The sequence below is a fragment of the Oceanobacillus bengalensis genome (assembly GCF_003628445.1).
GTDB classification, from domain to species: Bacteria; Bacillota; Bacilli; order Bacillales; family Amphibacillaceae; genus Oceanobacillus; species Oceanobacillus bengalensis.
Genome location: NZ_RBZO01000013.1, coordinates 93,279 through 106,267 on the forward strand (window position 1 = coordinate 93,279; position 12,989 = coordinate 106,267).

General features: G+C 37.0%; 12 protein-coding genes. 1 reads left to right on the forward strand and 11 read right to left on the reverse strand.

What is annotated here, in order from left to right; genetic code table 11:
* Nucleotides 1-8: 8 nt before the first annotated feature.
* The 7 genes from D8M05_RS09990 to D8M05_RS10020 all read right to left on the reverse strand — a co-directional run bounded on the left by D8M05_RS09990 (nt 9) and on the right by D8M05_RS10020 (nt 6,223).
* The gene (locus tag D8M05_RS09990; protein WP_121131359.1) at nt 9-233 is read right to left on the reverse strand and encodes a hypothetical protein; all 225 of its coding nucleotides are present in this window, start codon (nt 231-233) and stop codon (nt 9-11) included.
* A complete protein-coding gene (locus tag D8M05_RS09995; RefSeq protein WP_183072762.1) occupies nt 214-1,095 on the reverse strand; it encodes a glycerophosphodiester phosphodiesterase in 882 nt (293 codons plus the stop codon). The genes D8M05_RS09990 and D8M05_RS09995 overlap by 20 nt, the downstream gene beginning before the upstream one ends.
* Nucleotides 1,088-1,843, reverse strand: coding sequence for a glycerophosphodiester phosphodiesterase (locus D8M05_RS10000; RefSeq protein WP_121131363.1), 756 nt, complete (start codon nt 1,841-1,843; stop codon nt 1,088-1,090). The genes D8M05_RS09995 and D8M05_RS10000 overlap by 8 nt, the downstream gene beginning before the upstream one ends.
* 80 nt (nt 1,844-1,923) lie before the next feature.
* Nucleotides 1,924-3,312 carry an ABC transporter substrate-binding protein gene (locus D8M05_RS10005; protein WP_121131365.1) on the reverse strand — a complete coding sequence of 463 codons (1,389 nt, stop codon included), beginning with the start codon at nt 3,310-3,312 and terminating at the stop codon, nt 1,924-1,926.
* A 39-nt stretch (nt 3,313-3,351) separates the two neighbouring features.
* Complete coding sequence (locus tag D8M05_RS10010; protein ID WP_183072763.1) at nt 3,352-4,167, reverse strand: carbohydrate ABC transporter permease; 816 nt, start codon at nt 4,165-4,167, stop codon at nt 3,352-3,354.
* Complete coding sequence (locus D8M05_RS10015; RefSeq protein WP_245985282.1) at nt 4,164-5,069, reverse strand: carbohydrate ABC transporter permease; 906 nt, start codon at nt 5,067-5,069, stop codon at nt 4,164-4,166. Before D8M05_RS10015 ends, D8M05_RS10010 begins: the two co-directional genes overlap by 4 nt.
* Before the next feature lie 35 nt (nt 5,070-5,104).
* Nucleotides 5,105-6,223 carry an ABC transporter ATP-binding protein gene (locus D8M05_RS10020; RefSeq protein WP_121131368.1) on the reverse strand — a complete coding sequence of 373 codons (1,119 nt, stop codon included), beginning with the start codon at nt 6,221-6,223 and terminating at the stop codon, nt 5,105-5,107.
* Nucleotides 6,224-6,404: 181 nt separating this feature from the next.
* On the opposite strand from D8M05_RS10020, the gene D8M05_RS10025 reads away from it, so the two are divergent.
* A complete protein-coding gene (locus D8M05_RS10025) occupies nt 6,405-8,453 on the forward strand; it encodes a catalase (protein ID WP_121131370.1) in 2,049 nt (682 codons plus the stop codon).
* 96 nt (nt 8,454-8,549) lie between these two features.
* On the opposite strand, the gene D8M05_RS10030 is transcribed toward D8M05_RS10025, so the two are convergent.
* From D8M05_RS10030 to D8M05_RS10045, 4 genes are all read right to left on the reverse strand, one after another.
* A complete protein-coding gene (locus tag D8M05_RS10030) occupies nt 8,550-9,179 on the reverse strand; it encodes a response regulator transcription factor (RefSeq protein WP_121131372.1) in 630 nt (209 codons plus the stop codon).
* 81 nt (nt 9,180-9,260) lie between these two features.
* Nucleotides 9,261-10,259 carry a 4-hydroxythreonine-4-phosphate dehydrogenase PdxA gene (pdxA, locus tag D8M05_RS10035; RefSeq protein WP_121131374.1) on the reverse strand — a complete coding sequence of 333 codons (999 nt, stop codon included), beginning with the start codon at nt 10,257-10,259 and terminating at the stop codon, nt 9,261-9,263.
* Nucleotides 10,252-11,553, reverse strand: a complete 1,302-nt coding sequence (locus tag D8M05_RS10040) for a four-carbon acid sugar kinase family protein (protein WP_121131376.1) — start codon at nt 11,551-11,553, stop codon at nt 10,252-10,254. The genes pdxA and D8M05_RS10040 overlap by 8 nt, the downstream gene beginning before the upstream one ends.
* Before the next feature lie 43 nt (nt 11,554-11,596).
* Entirely contained in the window at nt 11,597-12,586 is a 990-nt protein-coding gene (locus tag D8M05_RS10045) for a 2-keto-3-deoxygluconate permease (RefSeq protein WP_121131378.1), read from the reverse strand.
* Nucleotides 12,587-12,989: the final 403 nt, after the last annotated feature.

A 12,989-nucleotide genomic window follows, 5' to 3' on the forward strand; every position in this document is an offset into this window, starting at 1 on the left:
TTTCCACTTCACACAACTGGAAAATCCAATTGGTTAAAGTCTATATCATTTTCTAGTATAGGTAGTATATCATCAACAAATGTCATGACTGTTAGTGTAATGTTACAAATATATTTCATAGAGATAATAGACTTAAAAGCTTCTTCCAAAACAGGAAAAAAATCCCTACTACAAAGTAGAGATGGTAAGGATTTCATATTTAGTATTCCATTACTAGCTATCTTCTGTTTCAAGCAATTCCTTCGTATATTCAATATAATCCGTAAAATAACCATCCACCTGAAATGCTTTTACTCTTTTTTGCTCTGCTTTTTGTGTATCATTATTCGTAAAATATACATGTACCTTCTTCCCTACTTCATGCAATTCATTTACAACTTCTAGTGATACATCCGTAGATTCAATACCGATAAACGGATAAGGAACAGATTTTGCATCCTCTAAATTAAATTTACCCTTCCTATACAATAGCGTTAACGGAATACTAGGCTCAAGGTTATATACCTTTTCTAAACTTTGTTTTGAAAACGATTGAATGATTACAAGTCCTTGTGAAATTAATTCATAATCATCCAATAGACGAACCAGATAATCCTCCATTACGGGTTGTCCATCAACTAAACGAGTTTCAATATAATAATGCTCTGTATCTCTAAAGGTATCAATGATTTCTTCAAGTGTAGGAATAACTTCAACTGTCGTTTGATTATTAAACACTTCAACCGTTTCAAATTCCTTTATTTCTTCTAATGTATACGCTTCTGCCTTACCATTCCCATCCGTCGTTCGATCTATTGTCTCATCATGCATGGCAATCAATCTACCATCTGCTGTCATCCGTAAATCAATTTCCAGCGCGTCAACACCATCCCGCGCTGCAATTTTATACGCGGTAATCGTACTTTCATTATAACGATCATTCGCCCCACGATGTGCAATAACCATCGGGGCTCCAACTAGGTCTTCAACATCCGTGGAATTGGCAACAAAAGACATTGTTGAACGATTTTCCTCTTCACGTTCAGGTGTATCGCATGCTGATAATAAAACGACCAAAACAGCAATTAACGGGAAAAGTCTCGTTTTCTTAAACAAATGACTTCCGCTCACTTCTAAAAAATAGAGCCTTTTCTGGATAGTCTGTAATAATTGATTGAACATGTAAATCTAACAATTGCTTTATCTCATCATCACTATTTACTGTCCATACACGTATTTGCTGTAAAAGAGGTTTTAATTCATGGACATTTGCTAAAACACTCTTTGTTGATAAATGCAATGATTCCATCTGAAATGTTTCCATGTAATCATAAGGATGCAATATTCTTTGGTTCAACAACCAAGCAATTTTAACTGTTGGGTCAAACCTTTTCATACGTAACAAGCTTGGTAAATGAAAGGAAGAATATATTACATTCCGATCTCTACCATTTTGCTTCACAATGGAAAGCACCTTTTCTTCTATTCCCTGATACTCAACCAAATATGTCTTCAATTCTATATTTAGTTCAATATGAGGTGGGGTGTTTTCCAAAACTTCTTGAAGCGTAGGAACACGTTCTAGGTCCCACTCCGCCATATAATTTGGAAAAGATGCGAAAACTGAACCCGCACTGTACTGCTTAATCTCTTCCAATGTAAGGTCTTTTATAAAGCCCTTCCCATCTGTTGTTCGTTCTAAACGTTCATCATGAATGACAACAATTTCCCCATCTTTTGTCATATGCACATCAAATTCTAACCCATCTACTCCTTGCTGGATCGCCTGATTAAAACCTAATAATGTATTTTCAGGATACGTTCCCATACAACCTCGGTGACCGTAAATTTTTGTTTCTGTCATTGATAATTCCTCCCTATACGATGTAATTGTGAAAGAGAATAAAGCAAGGAATTGCCCGATTCTCTTTCGACTTCTACCAGTTATTCACCACGAGCTGCATTCGCTTGCTCAATAGCTGCATTAAATTGTTCAACAGCAGCATCGTATGCTTCATCTATTTCACCACCGTTATAAACCGTTTCAAGTGCAGTTTCCATGATTTTACGTCCTTGGGGAATCATATCCATGAGTCCTCCTTGTGTTGCATAGGAAGATTGTGTTTCTTGTAATTGATCAACCGTTACCTGTAATTGTGGCATTTCCTCATAAGCATCAATGACAACTTGTTCATCATACGCACTTGGGTTGATGGCAAAATAACCCGTTCCAACATGCCACTGGCCCTGAATTTCTGGTGTCTGCAAATATTTCATAAAATCCCATGCCGCTTCGTGTTCTGCTTCAGGTTTCCCATCAATCATCCATAGACTCGCTCCACCAATGACAACACCACTGCGTTCTTTATCTTCAGGATGTGGTAAAAATGCAATCCCTACTTCAAATGGTGCATTATCAATGACATCTCTAGAGCTTGCGGAAGATTGTAAGAACATCGCAACATCACCAGCTAAGAAACCAGCAACCATGTTATCACCATTCGTACCATAGTTTGCAAATGTTTCATCATTTACCATGTTTTCCACCCACTGGAAAATGGACTTTCCTTCTTCTTCTGTCCAACCAATTTCTGTCGGTGTGTTTGTTCGCCCGTTGTCATTATTCAATAATAATGCACCTTGGTTTGCAAGTAGCTGCTCCCATAACCAGCCATATGCCTGCAGTGCAAAACCTTTCATATCTGGATTAGCTTCTGCAATTGCTCTACCTGCTGCTTCTACTTCTTCAAATGTTTCAGGTGGCGCTTCTGGATCTAATCCGGCTGCTTCAAATGCATCTTTGTTATAGTACATTACAGGTGTTGATGAGTTAAATGGCATCGAATAAAACTCACCATCTAATGAATAATAATTTACAATATTTTCCTCTAGCCCACTCATGTCATAACCATCTGCATCAACAAATTCCTGAATTGGCACGATATTTCCACTGTTAATCATTGACATGGTTCCAATTTCAAAGGTTTGAATCATTGTTGGTGCACTATCCGTACCTGCAACAGCATTAAACTTAGTTAATGCCTCATCATATGAACCTTGATATTCTGCATTCACTTGCACCTTATCTTGAGAGTTATTGTAACTTTCAACAATTGCATTTAGAGCCTCTTGTCCAGCGCCACCCATCGAATGCCAGAATGTAACTACTTGCTTTTCTTGCGGTTCACTAGATTCTTCTGCTGTGTCAGTATTAGCAGTTGTGCCATTAGATTCGCTATCATCTGTTTCCCCTTCAGATGCAGCCCCTTCTGAACTACAAGCAGCGACGAACAATAAAAGTCCTAACATTAGTAATACGAATAGCTTCTTCATAAATTTTTACACTCCCTATTTTTTTTATTTGCTAAATCATTACTTCAAAGCACCTTCTGCTAAACCTCGCTGTAGTCGTTTCTGACCTAGGAACAATAAGATTAAAGTAGGGATAATTACGATAACAGCTCCCGCCATAATGACACCCCATTCGTTTAATTGCTCTTGGGTTTGTAATTGTTTTAATCCAATTTGCACGGTACGCACCGAATCATTCGTCGTAGCTAAAAGCGGCCACAAGTACATATTCCAAGATGTAAGAAATCCATATACACCTAACGTTACTAAACTAGTTTTAGCCACTGGTAGCACAACCGTTAGATAAAAGCGAAAATCACCCATGCCGGCAATTTGACTTGCCTCTCTTAATTCCTTTGGTATCATCTTAAAGTTCTGTCTTAACAGAAAAGTACCGAATGCCATGGCAAAGAATGGAACGGTAAGACCTTGATAGCTATCTATCCATCCCAAATCACGGATGATATGGAAATTTGGTATAATAGATGCTTCAAAAGGAACCATCATCGTTGCAATAAATACATAGAATAATAGGTCTCTACCTTTAAATTCTAAGAAAACAAATGCATACGCAGCTAAACTACATAAGATTAACTGACCAAGCATGATCATAATGGAAACGACAAAACTATTAAATAAATATTGAAATAAAGGAAATCGTTCAAATGCATTGACATAGTTGTCCAATGTTAATGTCTTCGGGAAACTTCCAGTTAAAATATCTTGGTTTGTCATAAAACTCATCACAATTGCCATGATTGTTGGAGCAAACAAGATTGTGGCTGAAAGAATAAGCAATACATAGAAAACAACTTTCTTTCCGGTTGACATGGTCATTGATAGTGAACCTTCCTTTCACCAAATTTAAACTGCAATGCGGTCATTAAGAGAATTAGAATAAATAACACAACCGCCTGTGCACTTGCAGATCCAAATTGATAATTCACAAAAGCTTCCCTGTAAATGGAATAAACAATTAAATTCGTTTCATTCTGAGGTCCACCCTGTGTTAAAATATCAATCTGGCCAAAAGTCTGGAAGGCATTAATGATTGTTACCGTCACAACAAAGAACAATGTTGGTGATAGCATCGGAATCGTAATTCTTCTTAATTTATAAAAGTAGCCTGCACCATCAATATCAGCACTTTCATAAAGATAGGAATCAATCGACTGTAACCCACCAAGTAATATCAAAAAGGTAAAACCAATATTCATCCAGATGGTTGTTACAGAAACCGCTAATAGTGCCCAGTCAGGATTGGTTAACCACCCAATCGCATCCATTCCAAAGAACTCTAATATCCGGTTTAAAACACCCATCGTTGGATTGAATAAATATAGCCAGAAAACAGATGCTGCAGCGACCGATATTCCCATTGATGAGGAAAAGATTGTCCGAAAGAAGCCCGTCCCTTTTAATTTCTCATTCGCAATAATGGCCAAGAAAAGACTAATGAATACCGTAATAGGTACCGTGTAAAGTACGAACAGAAAGGTTGATTTCATACTTTGCAAGAAGATTGGTGAGGTAAATATATTCATATAGTTCTGCCACCCAACAAATACGGTTGTTTCTCCACTAGCATCCGTTAAGAAGAAACTTAAATAAATCGTCCGTAACAAAGGGTAGAACAAAAATACACCAAATAAAACAATTGAAGGTAAAAGAAAAAGCATTCCTTTTATCCAGCTTTTCATCCGTTGTCTCTTTTTCGCTTGCTCAAAGATAAGTTCCATAGACTCATGAGACCTGATTGCTACACTATTCATGCTCATATCGCAATAACCTCTTGGCTCTTCCCTGCCATTGCTGGTCTTATTAAATCACCTGATTCAGTATCAAAAAAACATAGATATTCGCCTGTAATGCTAACTGGAACGTTATCCCCAACATTTATTGCCCATTGCCCAGGCCATTTCGCAGTCCATAAATCAGATGCTATTTCAAAAGCAATCGTCGTTTCATTCCCTAAGTGCTCTACATTGACAACTTCTACATGATGTGTCGTATTATCTGGTGTACCTGGAAATATATGCTCCGCCCTTATTCCAATCGTTATACTTGCTTCCTTTAGTCTTTTACTAACGGTTGCAGGGTCTATATCAATATGTGGCTCATGTTCTATTACTAATTGTTTCATATCTGAAGAGAAATTCGCCTTACCCATATTCATCTTAGGTGAACCAATAAAAGAAGCGACAAACACATTTGCAGGTTCATTATATAGCGTAATTGGTTTTCCAACCTGTTGGATTTTCCCATCATTAAGAACCATAATTCTGTCTCCCATCGTCATTGCTTCCACTTGGTCATGTGTCACATAAACCATCGTCAATCCTAATTTCTTCTGCAATCTTCTTATTTCAACACGCATATTTGCACGAAGTTTTGCATCCAAATTAGACAATGGTTCATCCATTAGACAAAGCGGTGAATGACTAACAATCGACCTAGCTAGTGCTACTCGTTGACGCTGTCCGCCAGAAAGTTCTTTAGGCTTCCGCTTTAACAAACTACTTAGCCCTAACATTGCAGCAGTTTCGGTTAGTCTTAATTGTTGCTCCTCTTTCTGTACTTTCTTTGCTCTTAATCCAAATAGAATATTCTGTTCTACGGTAAGATGTGGATACAACGCATAATTTTGAAAAACCATCGATAGATTTCTATCTTTCGGCGGGAGGTGATTCACAACCTGATCGCTAATCTTCAATGTACCAGCTGTAATATCCTCCAACCCTGCAATCATTCGAAGCAATGTACTTTTCCCAGACCCAGAAGGTCCAACTAGTACAAAAAATTCTCCTTCTTCAATGGATAAATTAATTTCATTCAATACGTTTTTTTGCTTATCGTAGGACTTTGAAATATTCATCAATTCAACCTGCCCCATGTCCTAGCCTCCTTTACATTTGCTATTTAACCATAATTCATTGCGGAATAATCTAAATTTACAGAAACAGAACAATTGTTTAACAATACATTAATAACCTTAAAACTAACTTTATATTTTTCATAAAAAACCACTATTTGGGAAAGTTACATAGTAACTGCTAAAAGAAAGGAAATTGTCGATGAGTGAAAAACCTATAGGGAATAAAAATAATAAAAAACACCAACAGCTAGAACAATTTCGCGTTAATGATGCAAACAAGAAACTAACAACTAATCAAGGACTTAAAGTATCTGAGGACGGGGTCTCTTTAACTGCTGGAAGGCGTGGCCCTACATTGATGGAAGACTTTCACTTCAGAGAAAAGATGACTCATTTTGACCATGAACGAATTCCAGAACGAGTGGTACATGCAAGAGGTACTGCTGCACATGGGGAATTTGAAGTGTACGAATCCATGAAGCCCTATACAAAGGCTAAATTTTTACAGGACCCGAACGTAAAAACACCAGTATTTGTCCGTTTTTCAACAGTAGTTGGATTTCGTGGTTCGGCGGATACGGTTCGTGATGTGCGTGGTTTTGCTACAAAATTTTATACAGATGAAGGAAATTATGATTTAGTTACGAATAACATGCCTGTTTTCTTCATTCAAGATGGAATGAAATTTCCAGATATCGTTCATGCAATTAAACCTGAACCACATAATGAGATCCCCCAAGCATCTGGTGCACATGATACATTTTGGGATTTCGTTGCAAACAATCAAGAATCTGCACATCAAGTGATGTGGTTAATGTCTCCACGGGCAATCCCAAGAAGCTATCGGATGATGCAAGGTTTCGGTATTCACGCATTTCGTTTTGTGAATGACGGGGGCAAAGCCCATTTTGTAAAATTCCACTGGATACCAAAGCTTGGCGTTCATTCCCTCGTATGGGATGAAGCGCAAAAAATTGCTGGAAAGAACCCGGATTTTAATCGTCAGGATTTATATGATGCTATTGAAATGGGGAATTTCCCAGAATTTGAATTAGGTGTGCAAATTATTGAAGAGAAAGACGAATTTGCTTTCGACTTCGATATTCTTGATTCGACCAAAATTTGGCCTGAGGAAGATGTTCCAGTAAAGATTATTGGAAAATTAACGCTAAATCGCAATGTTGATAATTTCTTTGCAGAAACGGAGCAAGTTGCTTTCCATCCTGGACATGTTGTTCCAGGAATTGATTTTACCAATGATCCATTATTACAGGGACGCTTATTTTCCTATACAGATACACAGCTTATTCGATTAGGTGGTCCAAACTTTCACGAGATCCCGATCAACAAGGCCGTATGTCCATTTCATAATAACCAGCGCGATGGCTACCATAGGCAAACCATTAATGTCGGAAAAGTTGCCTATCACAACAATTCATTAGCAGCCAATACTCCAGCTCCAGCGACAGAGGAAGAGGGAGGCTTTGTTCATTACCAGGAGAAAGTCGAAGGAAGTATTGTTCAGTCTCGAAGTGAAAGCTTCAGTGATCACTTCTCCCAGCCAAAATTGTTTTGGAATAGTATGAGCCCTAATGAAAAACAACATATTATTGATGCCTTTAGCTTTGAGGTAGGACATGTAAAAGATAAGAAGGTCCGTCAGCAAGTGGTAGATATGTTCGCAAATGTAGACTTAAATATGGCAACCAAAATCGCATACAATCTAGGAGCAACTCCTCCAACCGGCAAAGAATCCACGGTTACAAAAGCATCACCAGCACTAAGCCAAGAAAATACCATTAAGACAGCAGTGGGCCGAAAAATTGGTGTCATTTTACACAATGGCTTTCATGATGCAGAAGTGAAAGATATATTGCAAGGATTGAACCTAGCAGGAGTTGCGTATGAAATTATAAGCGGTAAACAAGGGGTCGTAACTGGGAAAAATAATGTAGATCTCATGGTAGATCACACATTTACAACTACAGATCCAGTATTATACGATGGAATCTATATCATCGGTGGCGACGATATCGACAATACGTTTTACAACAAGGCAAATTACTTTGTGAAGGAAGCTTTTAAACACTATAAGCCGATCGGTGCTTCATTTGACGGAGTAAAATGGCTAGAGGAGAATAGTATGCTCGGAAATCCTGGCATTGTTGAAGGAAATGGCAATACATTTGTCGAAACGTTCGTTCAGGCAATTGCAGAGCATCGCCATTGGGATAGGAAAGTAGTATAATTTCTGCTTTTCCTCCCTATTGTAAGACTTTCAATTACCAGTCAGCATCCCTTTGCTTTTTATGAATTGGGATGCTGTTCTTTCAATGAAAAGCGATTATAGAGAGACCCAATTATTTTTTATCGCCTTTAATACTGCATTTGTACGATCACTTACATTAAATTTTTTAAGTATAGAATTCACATGATTTTTTACTGTACTATCTGATATATGTAATTCATCTGCCATTTGTTTATTTGTGTGCGCCTTCGTAATTAACTCTAATATTTCCCATTCACGTTGAGACAATAGATCATCGGGTCTATTTATTTCCATCATTTTCCTATAATCTTTTAGTAGGATTGTAGATAAATTAGGATGGACGTATGTTAACCCCTTTAGGATGTAATCAAATGCATCATTTACTTCACTTATCTCCATTTTATGAAATAAATAACCTTGTATATTTAACATAAACAGATCCTTTATACTTGCTTCACTAGTATCAGACGCAGATACTGCTATTTTTACTTTCTTACCCTTAAAATAATGTATCAACTGCGGTAGATTAATATTCGTTTCCAAATCTACTAATACTAAATCAGGATTATTATCTTCGGTAGGAACCTGATTATTAATCGTTGTAAAATTCAGGGTTTTTATAGAATGCTCTGTTTTTTCTCGTAAGCTACTAATATACTTGTTCTTATATAATTCTGGTCCTTTGATTATTAAGATGTTGCTCATTAAACTATCTCCTTTTTCACCTATAAATTTAACCAAAATAATAGGTGGCAGTGTACTACACCATCACCTATTATATACTTATTATCTTTCAGGTGCTAATTCAATTGCTTGTCGAAGTGCTTCCAATAAACTTCTTTCATCTACAATACCTTTTCCAGCGATATCAAATGCTGTACCATGGTCAACACTTGTTCTAATAATTGGAAGACCTACAGTAATATTAACCCCTGCTTCAAGACCCAACACTTTAATTGGACCATGGCCTTGGTCATGATACATAGCAACTACAATATCAAAGTCTCCACGTTGCGCACGGAAAAATAATGTATCCGCAGGTAGTGGACCCTCCACATTAATTCCTTCTTCTTGTGCACGTTCAACAGCAGGAATAATCTTTTCTTCTTCTTCACCATAACCGAATAATCCATTTTCTCCTGCATGAGGATTTATGCCACATACACCAATTTTTGGTGATGTAATACCAGATTTAGAGAGTGTTTGGTGGGCTAAGTTTATTACATTATATACACGCTCAGGGTTTATCATCTTAATCGCATCTAGAAGTCCTACATGTGTCGTTGCATGAATAACTTTTAGTTTAGGAGATGATAGCATCATTGAAAAATCTTTTGTACCAGTTAATTCAGCTAAGATTTCTGTGTGCCCCGGATACAAGTGTCCACCTTTATGTAATGCTTCCTTATTTAAAGGTGCAGTACAAATTGCATCAATTTTATTATTGTTAGCAAGTTCAATCGCACTTCGTAAATATTCAAAAGCTGCATGACCTGCTTGAGCAGATACTTCTCCAAAAGGAAGATCAATAGGTAAAATGTCTAAATCCACACATGCGATTTCTCCATATGATACTTCGGTAAAATCAGCATCCATCCCTATTTTACGAATAGTTGTGTCTACCTTTAGAATATCAGCAGCTCTTTCTAGCATTTTCGCATCACCAATTACGATTGGATAAGCCTGACTATATAAGTTTTCATTTTGTAAACTTTTTACAATGATTTCTGGGCCAACACCTGCAGCATCACCCATTGTTATGCCGATAATTGGTTTTTTAGTCATTATTATTAACTCCCTTCAAGTCCTGCATTGCATGATAAATCGAATTTTCTTTTCCAAAAGCACCAGCTTTTGTTACAACATTTAATACCCTCTTGATACCAATTAATGACCCAAGTGGAATACCTGCTTCTACTTGTTTAATTAGTCGAATACCAATTCCACCTAGATTTTTCAACGTATCTTTTGATGTATCTCCACCAATTAATACTAAACCAGATATGTTCTGATAACTTTCGTATACCTCAGTAACTATTTGTCCAAGTGCTCCCGAAATTCGCTCACCAATTTGATTCCCGCTCAAACCCAATTCCTTACCAATTTGTTGTACTAATTCTCTTACTTGATTATCTGAAGGTACATAGATAACAATATCTTTTCCAATCTTTAACTCTTTCAAGCATTCATTAATATAATCATTCTGATATTGTTTCCAGTTCTCCTGGAAAATTTGAGTTGTATCAATCCTAATAGCAGAAACATTCGATTGACTAATGGCAAATTTTACTTGATTTTGAGTAACCTGAGACAAGCTACCACAAACCGTCATTACTTGTGAAGTAGTCGAAATGGAAGGTTTATCAACTTTCCCATGTATTCCAAGTACTTCAGGCAGAACTTCTGCAAGACCTGCCGAACCTGCCCAAATAACATTTTTTGTTACAGAATCAATTTTGATTGCAGCATTTAGCAAATCTTCTTCCGACTCTGCATCGCACACAACAAAGGTAACTTTGTTATTTATAAATGCTTGTATCTTTTCTCTGAATGTTGAAAGCTGTTCTTCAAGCATACTTTTTGTAATTAAACCAACAACTTCTCCAGTTTCATTTTGTATTAGTTCTGGAATATAGGACGTAGTAACTGGATGTTTTGGATCTCTAGAGAATTCCGTCTCTGTTATTTCTTCTCCATTAACATAATGTATGCCATTTCTTGTTGTTCTTCCTAAAGAAGGAAATGCTGGAGCAATTACAACGAGTTCAGGATGAAATACTTCTCTTAATGGCATAAGCTCTGAGCCTATATGCCCTCTTAAAGTAGAATCCATTTTTTTATAAATATGTTTGTACCCTGCATTTTTTAAAAACAAGGATGCTTGTCTTGTTGCAGATATAGCTTCCTCTTTTAATAAAGCACGTGAATTCGTATCAATGACAATGCTATTGTCAAGGTTGTCATTACTAGAAGGAAGCTGAAAATATACAGATGTTGTCATACCTTTTTTCGTAAACTGTATCCCACTGTCATTTGCACCTGTTAAATCATCAGCAATAATTCCTATACTTCTATTCATGTTGTTTCTCATCCTCTTCTACTTTAAATTCCTTTTAGAGGTATTATGATTCTTCGATAATATAGTCATCAGGTATTTTTACGCCTTTTTTCTCCAAACGTTTTACTAAAAACCCAATATAAAACGGTAGTAATATAGCTGTAGTAACAACTGATGCAGCAACTTGAATCGTAGCTAATTCTACATTGGCAGCAAATGCAGTACTTGCCGCTGCAATCGCTGCAGGTGTTGCCACTGCATTACCTGCTGTAGAACCTTCAGCAGCTCCAGCAATTGGATTCCATTTAAAGGCTTTGAATACAAAGTAGCCTGCCGTACCTGTAACAAAAACAGTTAATAGACCTAATACGATTCCTGCAAGACCACCTTCGATAATACTTCCAAAGTCAATTCCCATTCCAAGTGCAAAGGCAAAGAAAGGAATTAACATTGAGCTACCTTTATCTAAAAACTTGCGCATTTCTTCATCTAAGTTACCTAAGATCATCCCTACAATGATAGGTAATAATACAGATACAAATGAGACAAAAGAAAACATTCCATCCACAAATCCCATAGCACCAAAAATTGCTAAAGCAACCATCGTGAAAAATGGTCCATCGTTCAATGCTAATAGAGAATAAGCTGCACGGTCCGTTTTATCACCGTATTGACCAACCAATGCAACATAGAGTCCTCCGTTACTATTAGTCATGGCAGCAATAATAGCTATCGGTGCTAGACCCATCCATAAACCGTTTTCATCCATAAGCATGAATGCTAGTAAGCCTACGATTGCACCAACTAACCATTTTGTTGCGAGTAATGTTGCACCTTTACCTAAACTTACTCCAACATTTCTGAAGTTGATTTGTGCTCCTGTACATAGTAGGAACAATGCAATTAATGTACTTGCCCCATCTACAAATAACGCTTGTGTGAAATTACCTATTCTAAGTAAATCTGGTGCTAAACTATTAATTGTCGCTGCAAGTAACAACGGTACAACCATCATTCCCCCAGGAATTCTTTCTAATGTAGCTTTGATCTTCATGTTACTTCCCCCTATTCGTTTCAAAATGAAACATTTATGTATGTTTTCGTTTACAATATACTACAATATATTAATATATTGTTATTTGCAACACTTTTTTTATATAAAATTGAGCAATTTGTCCTAAAACCGTATAAAGTGTTTAATTTTAAAACATCAAAAAAAGAAGAAACGTGCACGTCTCTTCTTCCTTAATTCTATTCATTGTTGTTATTAATCGCCTGTTTTCTAAAAAATCGTTGCATTTTTCTATTGTAAATTTAATTCGTAGTTGATGTAAACTGCGCGGTAAGTGCGTGTTGATTTCCGCTGCGGGCAGTACGCTTTCCGCGGGCACGGCCTCAGCCCCCTCGTGACGCCAAGAACGCTTCTTCCTGGTCTTCGGACACGTGCTTTTCCCGCA

Excerpts from the sequence above, each read along its gene's own strand:
- D8M05_RS10000 (WP_121131363.1), bottom strand. The coding sequence starts at position 1,843 with ATGACAGAAACAAAAATTTACGGTCACCGAGGTTGTATGGGAACGTAT.
- D8M05_RS10005 (WP_121131365.1), bottom strand. The coding sequence starts at position 3,312 with ATGAAGAAGCTATTCGTATTACTAATGTTAGGACTTTTATTGTTCGTC.
- D8M05_RS10010 (WP_183072763.1), bottom strand. The coding sequence starts at position 4,167 with ATGACCATGTCAACCGGAAAGAAAGTTGTTTTCTATGTATTGCTTATT.
- D8M05_RS10015 (WP_245985282.1), bottom strand. The coding sequence starts at position 5,069 with ATGGAACTTATCTTTGAGCAAGCGAAAAAGAGACAACGGATGAAAAGC.
- D8M05_RS10020 (WP_121131368.1), bottom strand. The coding sequence starts at position 6,223 with ATGGGGCAGGTTGAATTGATGAATATTTCAAAGTCCTACGATAAGCAA.
- D8M05_RS10025 (WP_121131370.1), top strand. The coding sequence starts at position 6,405 with ATGAGTGAAAAACCTATAGGGAATAAAAATAATAAAAAACACCAACAG.
- D8M05_RS10030 (WP_121131372.1), bottom strand. The coding sequence starts at position 9,179 with ATGAGCAACATCTTAATAATCAAAGGACCAGAATTATATAAGAACAAG.
- pdxA (WP_121131374.1), bottom strand. The coding sequence starts at position 10,259 with ATGACTAAAAAACCAATTATCGGCATAACAATGGGTGATGCTGCAGGT.
- D8M05_RS10040 (WP_121131376.1), bottom strand. The coding sequence starts at position 11,553 with ATGAATAGAAGTATAGGAATTATTGCTGATGATTTAACAGGTGCAAAT.
- D8M05_RS10045 (WP_121131378.1), bottom strand. The coding sequence starts at position 12,586 with ATGAAGATCAAAGCTACATTAGAAAGAATTCCTGGGGGAATGATGGTT.